Source organism: Pseudomonas sp. PICF141, from assembly GCF_002286815.1.
Lineage (GTDB): Bacteria > Pseudomonadota > Gammaproteobacteria > Pseudomonadales > Pseudomonadaceae > Aquipseudomonas.
Map to the genome: position 1 here is coordinate 85329 of NZ_MUNM01000037.1, position 21063 is coordinate 106391.

A 21063-nucleotide genomic window follows, 5' to 3' on the forward strand; every position below is an offset into this window, starting at 1 on the left:
GGCACCATAACGACCTTAAAAAACAGAACCTTGAATATGAATCATGAACTTTGGCAGGAACCTGATGGCTGTCAGACCTTTTGTCTAGCCGGTGCTGAAGGTGATGGTGCGCGTGCGCTTATGCATTCGGAAGCGAAGCTTGTTTGGGAGGTTGAGGCTGAAAGTCATTTCGAAGCGATGACTAAATATTATGCGCACATGCAGTGGGGCGAGTACCTGACGGACTTTCCCGAACAAGACAAGACTTCCTACAGAAAACTGGGCTGGGAATGACCAGTCAAGAGTCGGATAAAACTGCGGAACCCTCTCTATCTGATAACCACTTGCCATGGTCTGCTTTGGGTCGACCTTGCTAAGAATGGCGCCCCTGTGTCGTCTACGGCAAAATCACTCCATCGGCCAGCGAGAGAGTACGCAGCATGATGGGACAGTTAGTGGGCAGGATCGACTGTTTTACTCGTTCAACCTTGAAGATCACATCCCAGCCAATCACCTTCTGCGCAGCATTGATCAATGTCTCGATCTGAGCGACCTGCGCCATTACCTCGCCGATTTTTATAGCCCGATTGGGCGTCCGTCGATTGATCCAGAACTGATGATTCGCATGCTGATCGTCGGCTACTGCTACGGCATTCGCTCCGAACGGCTGTTGTGCGAAGAGGCCCATTTGAACCTGGCATATCGCTGGTTCTGCCGGTTGAGCCTTGATGATGAAGTCCCCAACCACTCGACCTTTTCCAAAAATCGACACGGCCGTTTTCGGGACAGCGATTTGTTTCGCTGGTTGCTCAACGAGGTGCTGCGTCGTTGCATGGAGGCTGGCTTGGTCAAAGGCGAAGGATTTGCTGTGGACGCCAGCATCATCAAAGCGGATGCGAGTCGGCAGCGCGGCGTCCCGGCCAAATCTGAAACCGTTATGAACACGTTCAGAATCAAATCTGAACGCGTTCAGAACGTGGTATGAGGCTTGTTCCTACGATGTACTTGCTTCGGCCTGGTGGTGCGTCGTGGGGCTTGATTTGCGTGTGTTCTTGATAAACATCGCGGTTCCACCGTGGCGCATATCGATCTCGAATAGCTCTGACGTGCGAATGAGATCGCCCAGCGTACGATGCCCGTAATTGACTGCTGAGAACGAGCTGTTGTTGCGGATGAATTGACCGACTTGACTGAGATGCGACCACCCGGCGTCGTCTGCGGTTTTCTCTGCTGCTGTCCTCAGCAATCGGACAAGGGACGTGTCGCTGCGCAGCTCGTTCCGGGTTCGCTTCGTGGATTGTGGTGGTTCGCCCTCGGCAGCTTTTTCCTGATCGTCGCTCATCAGGTTCTCTGTGTAGATAAACTGAGAGCAGGCATCCACGAACGGCTTAGGAGTCTTCTTCTCGCCAAAGCCATACACTGGCAGGCCGCTTTCAAGCAGTCGCAGCACAAGCGGGGTGAAGTCGCTGTCGCTGGTCATGAGCGCGAAGGCATCGACGTTCTTACTGTATAGCAAGTCCATTGCGTCAATGATCATTGCAGAGTCAGTGGCGTTCTTGCCTTTCGTGAAAGCGAACTGCTGCATGGGTCGAATAGCGTAGGGGTGGACCTTCTCGACCCAGCCTGCAAGGTGCGGAGAGCTCCAATTGCCGTGAGCGTGCCTGATGTTCACCATGCCATATTTGGCAAGCTCATCGAGCACACCGCCGATAGCGGCGTGGCTTACGTTGTCGCAGTCAATCAGCAGTGCTATCCGTTTCGACTCCACGATGGATCCTTATCAGTCTCGATGAGTCGCCACTATGTCATCAGGCCGGCACGGCCTTCAAGACTCAGTGCTGGCCTGTGGTGCGGTTGGAGTCGGGACACTCACGCCAGATATTTCATTTTTTGTAGTTGATGTGCAGTGTCGTCGTAAGCGGGCTTTTTCCCTATCGCTGCGCTGGTCCTCAGGCCGACATGGAGACGTTTTCGAATGACTCGCATCCACTAGAATTTAAATCCGTATTTTTTCATTTAATAACAAAAAGATAGGTATGCTTTTGCATCGTACTAAAGATACAAGAGCAAGTAGCTTAAAAGCTTCACCCTGGTCATTAACGCGTCAATCAAGATTGACCGCTGCCTCTGTTAGGGTGGTGTCAGGTCTTCTGTTTCTGCGAGATTGTGTGATTTGGAAGGACAGTTTCTGGGCTAAGCGGTCAGCTATCCCCAATGAATACGTCCTCTTTTCACGCACGTACCATTTCACGTAACCCCACTTGCGATATTTTATGAGGGAGTTGCTGATCCCTTGCGCAAGCGGCCAGATGTACTAGCCTGCATTAACCACTATCGCGGAGCTAGACTTATGATACCAATGACTATTAAGGATGAAGAAAGCAAAAGCGAAAATGGAGACTCTAGTTCATCGGGTGATGCAGATAAGCGAGACAATATTGTCTTTTGGGATCTGCTAAAAAATAACAGAAGTAGAATAAAGCAGGTTGAAGGTAAAGGAGTCTTGTTGGCAGGAGACAAAAGCTTTGCGACCCATGGGGCATCGATCTATGTAAGCGCAAAAAAAACAGGAGAGTGTCACTGGGAACTATCGAAACAAATTGGTCATGACTGGACGAAGGTCTATCTATTAAATTACTCCGCTAAAAAAGTTACGTGCGTTCAACGTAGCGACTACGAAAGTGATCATGAGTTTTTTATCACAGTCGAGCTAAGTGGCTGCAGGTTCACTATTACTGACGAATTTGTTCTTCATATCGCCGCAGACGTTGGGCTTAGTTACGAGTCGGGTCACGTGAGGCGCGATAAAGCCGAGCAGACGGCACTCAAAAATAAGGCGCCTAATATGCGGCGGAGAGTTTCGATAACTGAAAGACCCGGAACTCAACCTTATGTTGCCCGCAGAGGGGAGGGTCTTGTGGATGTTGCAACAAATACTTTGATGAGCGCTTGGCCGGAAAACCGCTACACGGCAACAACATTGCGGAGTATTTATAAGGAAAAAGGAGCATCTGCGGACACGATAACGAGTATAACCACGTCGGTCGTCCAGTTGGCAATGTCAGAAGGCAAGAGCGAGGAGGATGCCAAGATAATAGCTGCAAAAGTCAAAGCTGCAGCAGAGGATGCGTTGCCCACCATGTTGTCAATACCATTGGGTGCCTTCATCTTTGGACTTAGAACAGACAGCGGATGGAACTATTATGCTTTAATCAACGGTGAATGGTCTGATATCAATCCGGTACCTCTGAGTAGTTCTAGCAGTTCTGGTATGTTGTTTTCGAAATGACTTTTCTCAAGAAATGGCACAACAAGAAATGGTGCGGATTTTATTTTTCAAGAAATGGGATAGATTTGTTTTTCCATACTGTCACGTAAAAAATCTGTCCCCTTTCTTTTTCTTTCTTTGTTTACTTAGCTCGCTGGAGCGGGATAAAGCCCACCCCTTATCCAAATGTTATACATCCAAACAAGCCCAGGCCGCCATCGTCCAGGCCAGCGCGGGCTTTAACCAATGGGACCAGAGGCGCCCATGCGGACATGAGTAAACCCGCGATAAGGAAGGCGATGCGTGTAGACATCCGCTCGATGTGGTTAGCCGTGGGTACCAACACGGGCGATGGAGCATTCATAGTTCTCGGTAATCCTTATCGATGATGCAAGCCATCGTTTGTTGGGCTTAGACAGTATGGGTTTCTTGTGTGTGTTTGGCGGGCCGAGGTTTCGGAAAACCTAGCGCCTGCGCTCATACGTTGCTCTATAACTGCTTGGCGCTACGCCAAAGAAGTCACGAAAACGCATATGGAAATTGGCGAAACTACAGAAACCGGTCGCTATCGCGATATCGGTGATGGGCCGATTGCTCTGCAGAATAAGCTGCCGCGCTCGAGTCAAGCGCAGCTCAAGGTAGTAGCGTGTGGGCGTGGCCCCCACGAAACGGCAGAAGCGACGCTCTAATTGTCGTCGGGAAATGTTCACACACTCAGCGACTTCGTCGATGGATAACGGCTCTTCAATGTTCTTTTGCATCAGTTCTAAAGCAAGCTTCAGGGTTTGAGGCAAGGTAGGGTCAGAGTCAACGATGACTGTCGATATCCCAGACACTTCAGCGGTCTGATCACAACTGAGTATTTCCTCGACAGCATGGGTCAGCGAGACGCTTTGTTTAGTAGTGATGAGCTCGAGCATCATGCGTAACGAGCTGCTGGCGCCAGCGCACGTGATACGGTTTTTGTCTATTACGTGAGTTCGACAAGAGACCAAGACTTTGGGGAAAACATCCTTCATCATCGCTCGTCCATCGGGATGGAAGGCGCACTCGACACCGTCCATTAGCTGAGCTTCCGCCAGGAAAAATGCACCGTTCCACAAACCTCCCATCGTCGCGCCAAGAGAGGCGACGTTACGCAGCTTGCGTCGTAATAGTGGATCGCTGACCAGCTTCACTCTTAAACCACCGGCGACAATGAGAACGTCGATACGATCCGGTAGTTGTGACAGCTCCAGGTCTGCTGAAATCGCAATGCCCAAATCGCTCATTACCAGACGGTTTTTGATGCCGACAGTCAACACCTCGAACGCCGGTGTCTCGCTAATCAGGTTGGCGGTCACCAGCGCATCGATAGCGCCGGTGAACGACATCATCGAGAAATTGTTCAAAAGCACGAAAGCCACACGAGTCACTGCCTGCGGCCTTACTGGTTTCTGCGCCGTATAGGAGTACCCCATGTTTTTGTCTTTGAGCACGCTCTCGAATACGAATGTCATAAATCCTCTTTGACACCTGAACCAATAGCTAAGAACACGCTGCGCAATTTAAGCAGCGGTTTTTGGAGCGGACAGCAACAAATCAAAGAATGATTGGCAGTCATCACTACCGGGCAGTGCCTCAACACTGTTCTTGATGGCATTGCTGAGTGTGGTTCCCAAACTGTCATCAGCCAGTAAATGGTATTTAGCGGTGAGTTCGTCACTCGACATAGGGTTGCCGGGGTCGCCCTTGGCCGTCGCGGTTGGGCTCGTAAGACGCGTGCCGTCTTTCAGGGTAACCGTGACGCGGGACAGAATTTCCTCCGGGAACCTGGTCGACAGGTCAGGCGCCTCATGAAGGGTGATTTTCTCGCTGATGCTCAAGATGTCTGGTGCATGAATGGAATCACCGGTGACCTCTTTTGGCCCCAGCTTCCCGCGAACGATCAAGGCCGCCAGCGGGAACGCCAGCGCATACTGGGCCTCGTCCGCGTTCTTCGGAAAATGCCCTTGCAAGCACACAGACTCATGGAATGTTTCGACATCTATGGTCTCGATCAACTCTGCAGTGATGACCGGATGTGCTCGCATCAAATCGGTCATGGCGGTGAGTGCCGGTTGCGCCCAGCGACATACCGGCCAAGGCTTGAAATATTGCTCGTCGATCTCCCAACGGGTTCCGATGTCCTGCCAGAAAGTGGAAATCTCCAACGGTTCAACGGTGGCGGCTGGGGCGCCAGTGACACCGAGCTGCGCCATCAGTAGTGCGTTCAGTCCGGCATACGCCCCGGCGCCGTGGGCATCACGCAACATTGTCGGAAAGCTCACCAGGCGCATCATCGGGCATCTCGGGCCGAAGTATTCTGCGATACCCAGCGCATGACGGAATGTCGCTTCATCAAGCTTCAGCAGGCGGGCACCGGCGCAAACGACCCCGATTCCGGAAAAGGCGCCTGAGGCATGATATTCAGGAGCGGTGGCCATCAATGCCTCGCCCGCACGCAGGGCGGTCTCGTAACCGATGCACAGTGCGCTGAGGAATTCCTCGCCGCTGATGTCTTTGCCCTGGCTGCGATACGCGTCAACCAATGCAACAAGGGCCGGGACAACGGTTGCACCCGCATGTCCCTTGGAGGTGAAGTGACCTTCATGTGCATCCAGGCTATCAACGCAGAAACCGCCTGCATACGCAGCGCCCAATGGATGCACGACTCTGCCGTCGAACCAAAGGCGGCTGGACAGCTTGTTGGCAGAGTAGTGGGTGTCAGCGTAGGTTTTGAGCGTCACGCTGGTTTGATTGTCGCGAGCACCGGCGGCCACACCAATGATGTCGAGCAGGCAAGTTTTAACCAACTCGCGTGTATGCAGGGGCGCGTCCTTGTAACTGAAATTCTGGACGAATGAATACAACTGCATTTCATGATTCCTGAATGATGAACGCCGAAACGGATAAAAAGTTGCCCGGGGAAGGGCAACCTTTTATGCAGATTTAAATGAAGGGATTAATTTTTTGCGGTGGCGGTATTAGCCGCGGCTCGTGCGTCTACCAGCCAGCTGTTGTATTTCGCGTGATGGGCCGCGATCCATTCTTTGGCGTGACGAGTAATGTCAGCTGCACTTTTTTCACCATTGTGCATTTTGAGATTTTGCGCGCTTTCATCGTCAGTAGAGATCTGCATTTCAGACAGGAACTTCGCGGCAGCCGGATTTTTCTCGGCGAACTCTTTGTTGATGACCGCTCTGACACTGTCGACCGCGAAACCAAGGTTTTTACCATTGAAGGTAGTGTTGACATCGTTTTTACCACCTGGAAGATCCGTACGTGGCACGGTTAACCAAACAACATCTTTACCTTCGACCAGAACACCGGAGATCCACTGAGGTACCCAGGTGTAATAGAGAATCGGCTTGCCTTCTTTGTAACGAGCAATGGTGTCGGCCATCAGGGCAAAATAGGAGCCCTGGTTATTTGTGACAGTCTTATCCAGGCCATAGGCTTTCATATGGTGGGCAATGATCAGCTCACAGCCCCAGCCGGGGTTGCAACCAGTCAGGTCCGCTTTACCGTCACCGTTACTATCGAACAGCTTGGCAATCTCTGGCTTTTTCAAATCATCGAGAGAGGTGATGTGATACTGGTCAGCCGTTTTCTTATCGATCATGTAGCCCTGTAGTACGCCCGGCATAATATTGCCGGTTTTCACCATCGCTTCATCACCGCCGGCCTTCGCGTAGAACGATTTGTGCAGTTCCTCCCACAGATGAACCGAGAAATCAGCGTCACCATTGGCAATCGCAATCATCATGGTGGAGTATTCGGTTTCCTTAGGCGTCTGAACGTCGTAACCCAATTCCTTGAGTCCCGCCATTGCGATCTCTCCGCGAAATCGCTCTTCGGCGATTGACGGGAAAATCGGGGTGATTGATACACCTTTTCCGGGCTCCTGCGCCGTGGCGGCTGATGCGAAAACAGGTGAGACTGCTAGTACTAAAAGCGCCACAGAGTGAATGAATTTCTGTTTTATTCCGAAGGTTGTGAAGTTCATTATCGTTTGCCTTGGCTGGATTAAAGAAGTTGGCATTTCTTTTGGTTCACGACGCGCCGCTTAGCGGAGTTAGCTTTCTTTAGGACTGACTTCTATTTTCATGACAGGGTTTTTTCTTCTCAGGCGATAAATGACGCCCGCCGGTCCTGTCTGGTACCAGTGTTCACCTTTGGTTGCCCTGTTACTGCGTTCGCCCATTGCCTGGGTCAGTCGGTCGAGGAAAATCGCCAGCAATACCAGACCCAATCCACCGACGGTTGCCAAGCCCATATCGAGGCGGCCAATCCCTCGAAGTACCATCATCCCCAGTCCACCAACCGATATCATTGAAGCAATCACCACCATGGACAGTGACAACATCAATGCCTGATTCAGACCCGCCATGATCGTCGGTGCAGCTAAGGGAAGTTGAACCCGCCTCAGCATCTGGCGTGGGGTGCATCCGAAAGCCCGTGCAGCTTCAACCTTGTCTTCCGGTACCTGGCGAATGCCCAGATTGGTGAGCCTGATCAGTGGTGCGACCGAAAAGATGATCGTGACCAGTACTCCCGGTACGTTACCGATGCCAAACAGCATCACCACGGGCACCAGATAAACAAATGCAGGCAGTGTTTGCATTGCATCGAGTACCGGGCGCAGAAGCATCTCTAGTCGGTCACTTCGGGCACACAGGACGCCCAGCGGAATGCCAATAACTGCACAGAAAAACAGTGAAGTGAGCACCAGGGCGAGGGTGATCATGGCGTCATTCCATACGCCGATCACTCCTAAGAGGGTGAGGGTGACGAAACAAAGTATGCCTATCTTTTTCCCTCCTATCTGCCAGCCGAAGAGCGTTGCAATAATAATGAATATTGATGGAGGAATAGCCAACAATCCGAACTGAATACCATTAAGTACCTGGTCGATTGGCCATCTTATCGATCGGAAAATCTCGCGGAAATTATGAACCAGAAAGTTCAGGGCAACTTCTACCCATTGGCCCAAAGGGACGTTGATGGATTGAAAGGGGTCTAGGAAATTGAATTCGTTCATGTCATCACCTGAATGTCCGAGCCTGGCAAGCCAGCAAATAGAGCCTGTTAGTGTCGGCTCATTGTTTGAAGCAGTAGGCTCTTGGAGATCGTGCCTTTGAACACACCCTGGCGATCGAGCACGGCAACTGGATTAACGGCATCAGCAACGATGTGAAAGACGTCCTGCAGAAGTACATCGTCGCGAAGCGTAGGAGTGGAGTGATCCATGGCGTACGGATGCTCTGCGCAAATTTTGGCGACGTCCCCCGCCTTGAGGATCTTCGAGGCATCAAAGCCTTTGAAGAAAGCTCTGACGTAATCGTTCGCTGGGTTGCAAAGCAGCTCTTGCGGGGTACCGATCTGAACGACCTGACCACCCTCCATGATCGCGATGCGATGGCCGATGCGAATAGCCTCGTCAATGTCATGGGAGATGAAGATGATGGTGCGATGCTGTTCTGCCTGCAGGCGGATCAGTTCGCCCTGCATTTCGTGGCGAATCAGTGGGTCGAGTGCCGAGAAGGCTTCATCCATCAGCAGGATGGCGGGATCATTGGCCAGCGCTCGGGCCAGACCTACCCGCTGCTGCATGCCGCCGGACAGTTGATGCGGATAGCTGTAGGCGTGGCCATCGAGCCCCACCTGTTTGAGTGCCTCAAGTGCACGTTTATGCCGTTCACTTTCCTCGACACCCGAGATTTCCAGGCCGAAAGCGACGTTGTCGATCACACTCATGTGGGGCATCAGGGCGAATGACTGAAACACCATGCTCATGTCTTTGCGACGAACGCTGAGGAGATCAGCATCTGACAGGCCGGTGATTTCCTGGCCGTTGAGATGGATGGTGCCCGAGGTCGGTTCGATCAGTCGGTTGAACAGCCGAACCATCGTCGACTTTCCAGAGCCGGAAAGTCCCATGATGACGAAAATCTCACCGCGTTTTACGGAGAAACTGGCATCAAAAACGCCAACGACTTGACCGGTTTTGCTGAAAATTTCATTCTTGTCAGCACCGCGAGCCAGCATCTCCATCGCGAGCTTTGGCTGAGTACCAAAGACTTTGTAAATGTTTTTTACCGAGAGTATCTCGTCACCAAGACTCATAACCCCTCCTGCTGCAATTACGACGTAAGATCAAGATTTTAGGTGTACGTGTCTTGATCAGTTAAGACAGTGCTTGTGGGGGCAGTCAAAATGGGAGACAGATTGGGAATTAGTCATTGTGACCATCCTCTTTATTATGTGATGTTTATTATTTTTGTTTTGTCGGCGCTGAATTAAGCAGTTCCTTGAGAACCAAGTTATTACCTAATAGGGTCAGCGTCTAACAACATTTCTTCCTGCCAATCAATAACGTGATGTTATCAATCATTTAAATAGGTCAATTTGCGACTGCGGCAGTGCTAGTTGCGAAGACGACTGCCGCTGGGCCTGTCTTAGACTCACTGTTTCAGCTACGCTCCAGTGTAGGCTCTAGGTGGAACCCTTCGGCCGATCTCATCCCTAACGGCCCTCCGAAAGGCCCCAAATCGGATATTCAATACTCTAGGTTATGGTTAAGCACATCGATCCAGACATGACGCTGCTGAAAATGCCGTCTCTGAAAGCAGTGAAGTCATTCGTAGCCGCCGCCAAATATCAGAGCTTTACGCGTGCGGCTGAAGCGCTGTGCGTTACCCAAGCGGCAATCAGCCGTCAGATTCGGGAGCTTGAGGCGTACCTTGGGGTGGATCTTTTCAAGAGGGTGGGTCGAGCGGTCGAGTTGACGGAAGCCGGGTCCATCTTTTTTGATGCGGCACAGCTATCTTTCGTCAATATTTCCCAAGCGGCGGAGCGCATTCGCACCAAAAATGCAGGCAAACGCACGCTGACGCTTTGCTGTTCTCCCGCGTTTTCAGCCCTCTGGCTCGCAGCGAAGCTGCCGGGGTTTTTTACCAAGAACGCAGACATCGACCTCAACCTGGTAACCACTCAAAACTTTTTGTCGATGGAGCCGGGTGTAACTCCGGACATCTTCATCACCAAGATGGCCAGGATTCAGGATGGGTATCGTAGCTATCCGTTGTTCCATGACGTCATCTACCCGGTGTGCACGCCTCGTTACAAAGCGGAGCACCCTGAGCTATCCAGCCTGGAAGGATTACGCGACGGGGTTTTGCTAAACCTCAGCCCCTATGGCAGATCCCAGGTAGCGGAGCACGTCGACTGGGGTGTTTGGCTGGCTTATCACGATGTTGATATCGAGAAGCGCCCCCACGACAGTCCTCACGTTTTCAACGCGAATGACTACAACCTGGTGATTAGCATGGTGTTGACACACCAAGGTGTAGCGCTGGGCTGGAATCACCTGGTCGAAAACCTGATCGAAAACGGCACGCTGATTCGGCCGATCGACGAGGAAGTGGTTCTCCATGAAAGCCAGCACTATCTGACATTTCGTGAAGACCGGATCAATGACGACGCCTGTTGCCGGCTACGCGACTGGATTCTGGCCCAGTTTTCCTGAGCCGTTTAGAAGAAAGGAAGGCGGCCGTGATTGAGCAATCACTCGAGGTGCGGGGAGCTCCACCGCCAACAGGTATTGCTCAAGGCAGAACTGAAGGGGATGCCGGTGGTGATCATTCATGATTCTCACCACCGGCAGTGTTGCACTTAGCCGACAGATCTTAACGGGATGGTGTCATTGAGCTGATCAAGCATCGTTTTGCAGTACCAATCATCAAATTGACACACACCAATTTCGCTGGCTACCGACAATGGGCCAGGCTCGTAAGCAGGAGAACTGACGCCGACCTGTGCCCCTTCAACCAAGGTGCGATCCTGGTCATTGGTTGCAAGCCAAACCTTGGTCAGGTGATCGATGTCATAGTCGACACCTTCTTGCGCGTCCTTCTTGACGATCCATTTTGTGGTGACCAACGTCTCGCCCGGACCAATGGGCAGTACGCGGAAGCTCAGCGCGTGATCGCCCAGAAAGTGGTTCCAGGTTGATGGGTAGTTGAAATACAGCAGCGCACCGATGTTGGCTTCTCCGGTGGTGTCCAACCGGCCAGCGACCGCAGGCTTGCCATCCATTGTGTAGCTGACGGCCCCGGAAAACAGGGGGATGCGCGTTATTCGGAAACGACCTTTATCATCCATGACCAATCGGCTAGGCAGACCTGCCGCCTCGCAGCGATCCCAGTGCTCTTTGAGTTCGGGATCTTCATCGCCGCCGGCGCCACCCACCGATGGGTTGTCCACGAATGAGTGCATCAATTCCGGGTGAGTACAATCGCAGTGGTAGCACTCACGGTTGTTCTCGAAAACCAGTTTCCAGTTGCCTTTCTCAATGATGTTCGACTCAAACGCGACTTTGCAGTCGTCCAGGTTATGAGGCGCAACGAAAGGGGTGACGGATTTTCTGAACGACGAAAAGTCTGGGGCGACCTCTGCAACGCACACATAGATGTACGTTTCGACGACCTCACAATGCACCGACTTCAACCCATGCTGAGACTTGTCGAAATCGTCCCCCATATTCCCGGCGAAAAGCAGTTTGCCGTCCAGCTCGAATGTCCATTTGTGGTAAGGGCACACCAGTTTGGCAACTTTGCCACTGGCTTCCGGGCACACCTTGGAACCGCGATGGCGGCAGGCGTTGTGGAATGCACGAATCTGCTTGTCTGCGCCGCGCACGATAGCGACAGGGTAGTCGCCGATTTGCAGCGACAGGTACTGACCTGACTTCTCCAGCTCAAATGTGTGCCCTGCGAAGATCCAGCTTTTGTGCCAGATCTGTTCCAGATCCTGCCTGTAAACGTCTGGATCGCTATAAAGGGCACCTGGCAGCGCGTGGTCAGGCTTGCGCTGCGCGATAAGATTTGAAACTGCCGATTTAGTGCTCACGGTCAACACACTCCAAAATACCAAGGGGGCGAAACGTTCAGCCTGCTCAGCGAGGTGAGGCCAAACGGTCTTGAGTTCGCAGTACCGTCTGAGGATGCAAGCCCATCAAACTGTGCTGCTTCTATCCGCGAACCGGAACGGTTTACCACGTCCAGAAAGCGCCTTACGAAAAGTGTGCCTTCTTGGATGATGGTGCCATCCGTGCACTCATTTCGTTCAAGTCCTTATTCATGCAGACATTTCTGGAATGCCAATGTTTGCATCAATAGCTATATTTCTACATCACCTTAATTCGAGCTTGGGAAACCAGATCTTAATTAATGAGACGACTGTACGAGAAAATCTTTTGTCCAATGTGTCGGTAGAATATCGCTGTTGTAAGGCTACGACGGTAATCGTGCGTCAACAAGAAACATTTACTCTTATCAATGCATAAACAAATGTTATCGATTGATGCCGCTGCTTCGGTGATGATTTTTTATGTTATTGATTATTAAGGAAAATTAATTTTATTGGCTGAAGGATTTACCCTTTCAGAAAGGTATGCGGCAGCAATACACTCTATTGACCACCTTCTTGGCGCATGCGAGTCTGGATTCAGCAGTCCACCGCACTAGTTGGTAACACAGCCTCTGCAGGTCATTTGTGAAAGCAGAAAACTGCTCTTTACAGGGACTTTAAACATCAGGGCCTGTGTCCCGTGAAACATGGAGTTTTTTATTGCGCCTCAAGGCATCAACGCTGACGCGCTCGTTTATCTTCCACCTGACTCGCATTCGGAGCATTTATCTTGAAATTTGAAGGTATTTATACGCCAGCAGTAACTCCTTATAACTCGGACGGGGAGATTGACTGGAATGTGTACTCGCAAGTTTTGGAGTCGCTGATTGAGGCGAAGGTGCACGGCATTATTATCGGCGGGTCAACCGGCGAGTATTATGCGCAGACCTCCGAAGAACGCACCGAGTTGGCGGCCTACGCCAAAGATGTGATCGGCACTCGGGTGCAACTAATCGTCAGTACCGGGGCGATTCGTACCGAAGATGCAGTTCAGTACGCCAAGGATGCCAAATCGATCAAAGCGGACGCCATTCTCGTCACGTCCCCGCCCTACGCGCTGCCAACCTCACAGGAAAACGCGATCCACGCGCTCACTATCGATCGCGCAGCGGATTTGCCAATCATGCTTTACAACTATCCGGGGCGCATGTGCGTTTCGATGGATGAAGAGTATTTCACGCGTGTCAGCCAATCGAAAAACGTTGTCGCCATCAAGGAAAGTTCTGGCGACATGGGCCAGGTGCATATGCTGGCCCGGCAGTTCCCCAACATCGCCTTGTCCTGCGGATGGGACGACCAGGCCCTTGAGTTTTTTGCCTGGGGCGCCCGCAGCTGGGTGTGCGCAGGTTCCAACTTTTTGCCCAAGGAACACGTCGCGCTTTATGAAGCCTGCGTGATCGAAAAGAACTTCGACAAAGGCCGCCAAATCATGTCGGCGCTGATGCCGCTGATGAATGCGTTGGACGGTGGCAAGTTCGTGCAGTCGATCAAGTACGGCTGCGAAGTTGCGGGATTGAAAGTCGGTAACGTGCGCCTGCCATTGCAGCCACTTGAAGCGGACGAAAAACAGAGTTTCGCGTCGGTCATTACAGAACTCAAACGTAACGTAGCCAACATTTCTTCGGGAGCCAGCCATGGGTGATCTTCTGAGCAAGGCCGAATATGCCGCTCTGGCCAAAGACATTTCGTTGCCATCCAAGGCGTTCATCAATGGCGCGTTTAAACCCGCGATCTCTGGCAGAACCTTCGCCACGAACAATCCGGCGACCGGTGACTTTTTGACCGACGTTGCAGCTTGTTCGTCCGATGATGTCGACTTCGCGGTGAGCAATGCCAAGGAGGCATTTGAGGATGGACGCTGGAGATCTATTTCTCCTCGGGAGCGCAAAGCGGTTCTGTTGAAGTTTGCAAACCTGCTTGAAAGCCATCAACACGAACTGGCCGTCCTCGAAAGTCTCGATAGCGGCAAACCGGTCAGTGAATGTCAGTTGGTCGACATCCCGGACACCATCCACACGATCCGCTGGCACGCAGAACTGATTGACAAGATTTATGACAACACAGCACCGGTTGGCAGCGACGCGCTGACCATGGTGGTCCGGGAGCCGATCGGCGTGGTGGGCTGTGTATTGCCCTGGAACTTCCCGCTGCTGATGCTTGCCTGGAAAATCGGTCCGGCGCTTGCTGCGGGCTGTTCGGTCATCGTCAAACCTGCTGAACAAACCTCGCTGACTACGCTGCGTGTCGCTCATCTGGCGTTTGAAGCCGGTATACCCGCTGGTGTACTCAACATTGTCACCGGCACGGGTAAAGACGTTGGTGAGCCCATCGGTTTGCATAACGATGTCGACATGGTCAGCTTCACCGGCTCCACCGCGACCGGCCGCCGCTTCCTGCATTACGCCGCCGATTCGAACCTGAAACGCATCGTCCTTGAGTGCGGCGGAAAAAATCCGGCCGTGGTGATGGACGATACCCAAGACCTGGATCTCGTTGCTCAGCATGTCGTCAACGGCGCATTCTGGAACATGGGCGAAAACTGCTCCGCGACTTCACGTCTGATCGTCCATGCGTCTGTTAAAGACGAACTGCTGGAGCGCATGGGCGCCTACATCCGCGAATGGAAAATGGGTGACCCACTCGATCCGCAGAATCGCGTAGGGTCGCTGGTCAGCCCAGAGCATTTCGCAAAAGTGAAGTCGTACCTTGAGCACGCCACCGCCGGAAAGCTTCAAGTTGTTTACGGTGGTGCGACCAAAGACGGTGCCTTTGTAGAGCCAACGGTGATTGACGGTGTTGGTCGAGACGACCGGCTGTTCCAGGAAGAGATCTTCGGCCCGATCCTTTCGGTCACCACGTTCAACACGATCAGCGAAGCCATTGCGCTGGCCAATGACACGGTGTACGGCCTGGCCGCCTCGGTCTATACCGGCAGCCTGCGCCGGGCAATCAAGTTGTCGCGGGAAATTCGCGCGGGCATCGTCACCGTGAACTGCTTTGGTGAGGGCGACGCATCGACACCATTCGGTGGCTACAAGGAGTCGGGATTTGGCGGCCGGGACAAATCGATTTTTGCTCATGATCAGTACACCGAAATCAAAACCATCTGGATCGATGTGTCTGATCGGTCGGATGAAGAGACCGAAAAATGAGCACCCATACCATCAAGCGCCTGCCGGTAGACACCGGAGTTTCAGGTTGGGAGGCGATTTCCGCACGCACTGCGCCTGTGCGCATGCTTGATGGAAACGTGACGGCGGATTGGCTGATTATCGGGGCCGGTTTTGCCGGCCTGTCCGCCGCTCGCAGACTTTCACAACTGCACCCGGGGGACAGCATAGTTGTGGTCGATGCTCATGAAGTCGCCAAGGGGCCGGCGGGCAGAAACTCTGGTTTCATGATCGATGTGCCGCACAGTCTGTCGTCCGGGGAATACTCCGTGGCGAGTGAGTCTGCAACGGCCCTGGAAATCACGCAAAATCGTTTTGCGATTGCTTTTGCCGCTGAAGCTGCACGGGAGTACGGCATGTCTGCCGACACGTTCGATCCTTCCGGGAAAATCAACGCAGCCGCCACTGAGCGGGGATTGAAGCTGAACGTCAATTACGCTCAATCCCTTGAGCGCATTGGTGAGAAGTTCGAGATGTTCGATGCCGCGCAAATGCGTGAAATCACCGGGTCCACCTATTACCACGGTGGGATCTACACTCCCGGCGCGGTGATGATTCAACCCGCGCAATACATTAGAGACCTGGCAGCAGGGCTCGACGGGAAAATCACGCTGTTCGAGCGCTCTCCGATTATTGAGTTGACCAAGCAGGGAAACGGTTGGAGCGCTCGATCTCATAACGGTACGGTGCACGCACCCAAGGTCATCCTGGGGGTTAACGGGCACATTGAAAACTTCGGCCATTATCAAGGACGCCTGCTGCACGTCTTCACTTACGCGTCCATGACGGCGGCGTACAGTGATGATGAATTCAGGAAAGAGGTGCCGGGCAAAGCCAAGTGGGCGTTGCTGCCGGCTGATCCAATGGGAGCGACCGTTCGCAAGATCTCTTCAGACGGTCTCTCGCGAATTGTCATTCGGACAAAGTTCACCTATGAACCGAGTATCCAAGTCACTCCAGAGCAGGTAGCTGCGGTGGCTAAGGAGCAGCGTCACTCCCTGGATGCGCGCTTTCCCGAGCTGAAATCCACGGCGTTGGAATTCAGTTGGGCCGGCCGCCTGTGCTTAAGTCGTAACAGTGCTGCGGCATTTGGCGAGATTGAAGAAAATCTGTATTCGGCATGTTGCGAAAATGGACTGGGTACTGTGAAAAGCACCTTGGCAGGTGTGATGGCTGCGGAGTTGGCATCGGGCACGCGTTCGGCGTTTCTCGATAGCTTCTGTCACGCACCAGGTCCCAGCAAGCTACCACCTAAAATAATAACGAAACTGGGCGTCAGTTCGGTTATTCGCTGGCATGAGTTTTGGGCCGGGCGAGAAGGTTAACAAATTTAAGTTGTCGGACTTTCCAATAAAGGCCGTTTAACAAGTCACTAATAAGAACGGAAATCCAAGAGAAATATCTGGAAGGCATTCTGCGCGCTCGCGCTTGTGGGCGTGATGAGTTTTGGTTACCGGCCTTCGAGAGAAATGCGAATGGCGAAGTAAAAAACAGGCCGTTGCTGAAATTTTAAGGAGGAGGGCATGGCCGAGTTGCGATTGAAGAGCGACCGAACAAAAAATACTGCGCCCACTGTCGCCGCTAATCCTGGGGTCGCGAGGCCACAACTCGGGATCTTTCTATGCCTGCTTTCAATGCTTATCTTTGCGAGCCAGGACGGAATAACCAAGGTGCTTGTCAAAGACTTCCCGGTCGCCCAACTGGTCATGATGCGCTATTGGGTGTTTGTCATTTTTGCACTCGGATATGCCGCCTGCCACGGTAGGGCAAAAGTGTCGTTTCGCAGTAAGCACCCCTGGCTGCAAATCATTCGAGCGTTGCTGGCTGTGGGTGAAACCGTACTGTTTGCAGTGGGGCTACGATATTTGGGCCTGGCCGAAATGCATGCGCTCTATGCCGCATTTCCGCTGATGACACTGGCATTGGCGGGGGCGGTGCTTGGGGAGTTCATAGGGCTGCGGCGCTGGGTTGCTGCGGCGATAGGGTTCACCGGCACACTGACCATTCTCCGACCAGGCGCGGGCGTCTTTGAACTCGCGGCGCTGATCCCCCTGCTGGCTGCTTTGGCGTTCGCGGTGTTCAACGTACTGACGCGCCGGATTAGCCAGCACGACTCCTTCGCAACGAACATGCTCTACATGGCAAGTGTGGGTGCCCTGACGGTCACATTTGCGGGGCTGCCTGCATGGGTGACTCCGACTCCAGTCCAGGGCCTCTTGATGGGGATCCTGGCATTGACCGGAGTAGTCGCACAGGTTCTCTTCATTCAAGCACTGAAATACGCGACCGCTTCTTCCCTGCAGCCGTTCAACTATGCGCTGCTGGTGTTCGCCACGTTGATTGGTGTGATCGTGTTTGCCGAGCGCCCGGACACCTGGGTGATTGTCGGTGCAGCGTTGGTGATTATTGGGGGGCTGTATGCGATTAAGGCAAAGGCGTGAACGTACCTGAGTGTATGAAGTAATCAATGCGTGTTTGGTTTTCAGGGCGAGGCTGCGATAAAAAAGGGCAGCTCAACGCTGCCCTTTTCCCAACCTACCCCTTAGGCCGCGCTAAACAGCTTGTGCGGGTCCATGACAAATTTCTTCGGCACCCCGGCGTCGAACTCGTGGTAACCGCGCGGCGCGTCGTCCAGGCTGATCACTTGCACGCCGACGACCTCGGCAATCTTGATCCGGTCCCACATGATCGCCTGCATCAGCTGGCGGTTGTACTTCATCGTCGGGGTCTGGCCGGTGTGGAAGCTGTGGGACTTGGCCCAGCCGAGGCCGAAACGGATGTTCAGGCTGCCATGCTTGGCGGCTTTGTTGACCGCGCCCGGGTCTTCGGTGACATACAGACCGGGGATACCGATATTGCCGGCGACCCGCACCACGCCCATCAGGGCGTTGAGCACTTCGGCCGGGGCCTCGTGCTGTGCGCCGTCATGGCCGTGGCCACGGGCTTCGAAGCCCACCGCATCGACCGCACAATCGACTTCCGGCTCACCGAGCAGGTCGGCGATTTGCTCGTGCAGTGGAGTGTCCTTGGTCAGGTCGGCGATCTCGAAGCCCTGAGCCTTGGCATGGGCCAGACGCAGCGGATTGACGTCGCCGACGATCACCACCGCCGCACCCAGCAGACGGGCGGAGGCGGCGGCAGCCAGTCCGACCGGACCGGCACCGGCGATATACACCGTGCTGCCAGGGCCGACACCGGCAGTCACCGCGCCGTGGTAGCCGGTCGGCAGGATATCGGAGAGGCAGGTCAGGTCGCGGATTTTCTCCATCGCCTTGTCGCGATCAGGCAGCTTCAGCAGGTTGAAGTCGGCATACGGCACCAGCACGTATTCGGCCTGGCCGCCAACCCAGTCGCCCATATCCACATAGCCATAGGCACCGCCGGGGCGCGCCGGGTTGACCGTCAGGCAGACGCCTGTGTGCTGTTCCTTGCAACTGCGACAACGGCCGCAGGCGACATTGAACGGCACCGAGACCAGGTCACCGATCTGCACGTTCTCCACATCGCGGCCCTTCTCGATTACCTCGCCGGTGATCTCATGGCCAAGCACCAGCCCGACCTGAGCCGTGGTCCGACCACGCACCATATGCTGGTCGGAGCCGCAGATATTGGTCGAGACCACGCGCAGGATCACGCCATGGTCAATGCGCTTGCCGCGCGGGTCTTGCATTTTCGGATAGGGGATGGCCTGCACCTCGACCTTGCCTGCGCCGAGATACACGACACCACGATTACCAGACATGATTTCACCTCGCTTTTGTTGTTGTGAGAACACGGCCCTTGTACTGCGAAGGGTCGCATGGCCTTACAGTGCGGCGGTATATGTCTTGCGTTTGCGCGTGAATGCAGATTGGTTGGAAGTCACCTTCCAACGACGCATGATTAGCAGTCATCGTATCGATCCTACGCCTGGTATCAGTACCCGGCGAGAGCATTTAGTCAAAACGGCAGTGGTAGTTTCGCCGTGCGTCCCCCATCCACCACCAGCACCTGCCCGGTGATAAAGGCCGATGACTCCGAGGCCAGGAATACGACTGTCCCGCCAACATCCGCCGGCAATCCGGTACGCCCGACCGGGTGAAGGCGCAGGAGTGCCAGGCGCGCCGCACGCGGATCAGCTTGAGCGGCGAGGTACGCATCACTCAACTCGGAATTGATCCACCCTGGAGCAATGGCATTGCAGCGGATCCCGTCCCGGCCGAGATCGATTGCCAAGGCTCGGGTCAGCCCATGGATGCCGGCCTTGGAGGCACAGTACGCGGCATGTTCAGGGTTGGCGCCTATGCCTTCGATCGAACCGATGTTGATAATGCTGCCACGGCCTCGCTGACGCATCTGAGGCACCAACGCCTTACACAAGAATGCTGGCGCCCGCAGATTGACTGCCATCATGCGATCCCAGTCCTGCTCGGTCATATCATCAATGGATTTCTCGAACATGAACCCGGCGTTGTTAACCAGGACATCGATTCCGCCAAGCTGCTCCTGGGCGAACTGGGCAATCAAATTGGGTGACTCCATCGAGGCGAGATCAGCCTCGACGAAATAGACTTGAGGGTGATTTTGCAAGTCGGCGTCCAGTGCCTGACGCTGAGCGATCAACACAGAAGCTCCCGCCTCAAGCAATTGTTCGGTGATGCCTCGGCCAATCCCTCTGCCGCCCCCGGTCACCACTACATTTTTACCGTTGAGCATCGCTACCTCTCCTTAGCCGGATACCGGCTTGGCGCCTGTGACTTCTACCGTTTCACCGGCGATGTACCTGGCCTCGTCGGACGCCAGAAATGCGATGACATCCGCAATGTCTTCAGGCTCGGCGATGCGGCCTAATGGCACGCTCTTGTTCAGTTCTTGCACGGCTTTGTCCGGATCCAGGCCGCGACGCTCAAAGCCGCTGCGTATCATCGGGGTGTTGATTTCGTGCGGGCATACGGCGTTGACACGGATGCCCAAAGGGGCGCAATCGCGGCCCAGATTTTTGGTTAACGCCGCAACAGCCCCTTTGCTTGTGCAATACGCCACATGAGCGGGGCCGGGATAAATGCCCCAGACAGATGATGTGTTGACGATTGCGGCGCCCGGGCGATTTTTCATGTGCGGTATCGCGGCACGGCAAATGAAGAACACCGCATTCAGGTTTACGCTCATGGCGTCGAACCACATGTCGTCGGTGGTTTCCTCAATCGTGCCGCGGGGAATGATGCCCGCATTGTTCAATACGATGTCGATCCCCGAAAAAACATCGACGGCGGTTTGGACAATCGCTTCGCAATATTCTTTTCGGCGTAAATCGCCTGCCACGTAGTGGACTTCTGCGCCCAGGTCATGGACTTTGGCGGAGATTGATTTGCAACCGGCTTCATCAAGATCAGACAAGACAAGCTTGGCGCCTTCTCGGGCGAACAATAGTGCTAGCGCCTGTCCGACACCGCCGGCAGCGCCGGTAATGACCACCACTTTATTATTGAATTTCATAGGGCAACCTGCCTGAAGTTTTTGGCGCAGCCATTATTTGGTTTCAATGGATCGCAGCGTCCAACAACTTTTTTACTGGGCCAAAGGATGACGTGGCGTTATCCAAAAAATCGCGCGCGCAACATCCTCTTGGCATGGCGAACATATGTCTAAAAAATGTACGCCGATGTACATGCCGTG

The 21063-nt window shown here is 53.7% G+C and carries 17 protein-coding genes and 2 pseudogenes; 8 read left to right on the forward strand and 11 right to left on the reverse strand.

What is annotated here, in order from left to right; translation table 11 throughout:
- The first annotated feature begins 36 nt into the window (after positions 1-36).
- Together BZL43_RS08395 and BZL43_RS08400 are read left to right on the forward strand one after the other, a co-directional pair.
- The gene (locus BZL43_RS08395) at positions 37-273 is read left to right on the forward strand and encodes a hypothetical protein (RefSeq protein ID WP_048381736.1); all 237 of its coding nucleotides are present in this window, start codon (positions 37-39) and stop codon (positions 271-273) included.
- Between the two features lie 121 nt (positions 274-394).
- A pseudogene (locus BZL43_RS08400) lies at positions 395-895 on the forward strand (transposase); the annotation flags it as partial.
- Positions 896-973: 78 nt separating this feature from the next.
- Here BZL43_RS08400 and BZL43_RS08405 read toward each other — a convergent pair.
- Entirely contained in the window at positions 974-1747 is a 774-nt protein-coding gene (locus tag BZL43_RS08405) for an NYN domain-containing protein (protein ID WP_218228029.1), read from the reverse strand.
- 582 nt (positions 1748-2329) lie between these two features.
- On the opposite strand from BZL43_RS08405, the gene BZL43_RS08410 reads away from it, so the two are divergent.
- Positions 2330-3268: a hypothetical protein gene (locus BZL43_RS08410; protein ID WP_095631880.1), complete on the forward strand. Its 939-nt coding sequence runs from the start codon at positions 2330-2332 to the stop codon at positions 3266-3268.
- 181 nt (positions 3269-3449) lie between these two features.
- Here the strand turns inward: BZL43_RS08410 and BZL43_RS28515 are convergent.
- The 6 genes and pseudogenes from BZL43_RS28515 to BZL43_RS08440 form a co-directional block, all read right to left on the reverse strand.
- A pseudogene (locus BZL43_RS28515) lies at positions 3450-3611 on the reverse strand (MFS transporter); the annotation flags it as partial.
- A gap of 100 nt (positions 3612-3711) precedes the next feature.
- Positions 3712-4746: a GlxA family transcriptional regulator gene (locus BZL43_RS08420; protein WP_095631881.1), complete on the reverse strand. Its 1035-nt coding sequence runs from the start codon at positions 4744-4746 to the stop codon at positions 3712-3714.
- 48 nt (positions 4747-4794) lie between these two features.
- A complete protein-coding gene (locus BZL43_RS08425; RefSeq protein WP_095631882.1) occupies positions 4795-6144 on the reverse strand; it encodes an MmgE/PrpD family protein in 1350 nt (449 codons plus the stop codon).
- An 86-nt stretch (positions 6145-6230) separates the two neighbouring features.
- Positions 6231-7274, reverse strand: a complete 1044-nt coding sequence (gene proX, locus BZL43_RS08430; RefSeq protein ID WP_168185071.1) for a glycine betaine/L-proline ABC transporter substrate-binding protein ProX — start codon at positions 7272-7274, stop codon at positions 6231-6233.
- Between the two features lie 69 nt (positions 7275-7343).
- Positions 7344-8348: a glycine betaine/L-proline ABC transporter permease ProW gene (proW, locus tag BZL43_RS08435; protein ID WP_095631883.1), complete on the reverse strand. Its 1005-nt coding sequence runs from the start codon at positions 8346-8348 to the stop codon at positions 7344-7346.
- A gap of 8 nt (positions 8349-8356) precedes the next feature.
- A complete protein-coding gene (locus BZL43_RS08440) occupies positions 8357-9394 on the reverse strand; it encodes a glycine betaine/L-proline ABC transporter ATP-binding protein (protein WP_095631884.1) in 1038 nt (345 codons plus the stop codon).
- Between the two features lie 448 nt (positions 9395-9842).
- Between BZL43_RS08440 and BZL43_RS08445 the strand changes: the two genes are divergently transcribed.
- On the forward strand, positions 9843-10796 hold the full coding sequence (locus tag BZL43_RS08445) for a LysR family transcriptional regulator (RefSeq protein ID WP_168185072.1): 954 nt from the start codon (positions 9843-9845) through the stop codon (positions 10794-10796).
- Positions 10797-10942: 146 nt separating this feature from the next.
- Here BZL43_RS08445 and BZL43_RS08450 read toward each other — a convergent pair whose 3' ends face one another.
- The gene (locus BZL43_RS08450; protein ID WP_095631885.1) at positions 10943-12178 is read right to left on the reverse strand and encodes an aromatic ring-hydroxylating dioxygenase subunit alpha; all 1236 of its coding nucleotides are present in this window, start codon (positions 12176-12178) and stop codon (positions 10943-10945) included.
- A 790-nt stretch (positions 12179-12968) separates the two neighbouring features.
- On the opposite strand from BZL43_RS08450, the gene BZL43_RS08455 reads away from it, so the two are divergent.
- The 4 genes from BZL43_RS08455 to BZL43_RS08470 all read left to right on the forward strand — a co-directional run bounded on the left by BZL43_RS08455 (position 12969) and on the right by BZL43_RS08470 (position 17849).
- The gene (locus tag BZL43_RS08455) at positions 12969-13880 is read left to right on the forward strand and encodes a dihydrodipicolinate synthase family protein (protein WP_095631886.1); all 912 of its coding nucleotides are present in this window, start codon (positions 12969-12971) and stop codon (positions 13878-13880) included.
- Positions 13873-15390 carry an aldehyde dehydrogenase gene (locus BZL43_RS08460; protein WP_095631887.1) on the forward strand — a complete coding sequence of 506 codons (1518 nt, stop codon included), beginning with the start codon at positions 13873-13875 and terminating at the stop codon, positions 15388-15390. The genes BZL43_RS08455 and BZL43_RS08460 overlap by 8 nt, the downstream gene beginning before the upstream one ends.
- Complete coding sequence (locus BZL43_RS08465; protein ID WP_095631888.1) at positions 15387-16733, forward strand: FAD-binding oxidoreductase; 1347 nt, start codon at positions 15387-15389, stop codon at positions 16731-16733. The genes BZL43_RS08460 and BZL43_RS08465 overlap by 4 nt, the downstream gene beginning before the upstream one ends.
- Positions 16734-16931: 198 nt before the next feature.
- The gene (locus tag BZL43_RS08470; RefSeq protein WP_095631889.1) at positions 16932-17849 is read left to right on the forward strand and encodes a DMT family transporter; all 918 of its coding nucleotides are present in this window, start codon (positions 16932-16934) and stop codon (positions 17847-17849) included.
- A 101-nt stretch (positions 17850-17950) separates the two neighbouring features.
- On the opposite strand, the gene fdhA is transcribed toward BZL43_RS08470, so the two are convergent.
- The 3 genes from fdhA to BZL43_RS08485 form a co-directional block, all read right to left on the reverse strand.
- Positions 17951-19150, reverse strand: coding sequence for a formaldehyde dehydrogenase, glutathione-independent (gene fdhA / locus BZL43_RS08475; protein ID WP_095631890.1), 1200 nt, complete (start codon positions 19148-19150; stop codon positions 17951-17953).
- 197 nt (positions 19151-19347) lie between these two features.
- Positions 19348-20103, reverse strand: a complete 756-nt coding sequence (locus BZL43_RS08480; protein ID WP_095631891.1) for an SDR family NAD(P)-dependent oxidoreductase — start codon at positions 20101-20103, stop codon at positions 19348-19350.
- 12 nt (positions 20104-20115) lie between these two features.
- A complete protein-coding gene (locus BZL43_RS08485) occupies positions 20116-20883 on the reverse strand; it encodes an SDR family NAD(P)-dependent oxidoreductase (RefSeq protein ID WP_095631892.1) in 768 nt (255 codons plus the stop codon).
- Between the last annotated feature and the right edge of the window lie 180 nt (positions 20884-21063).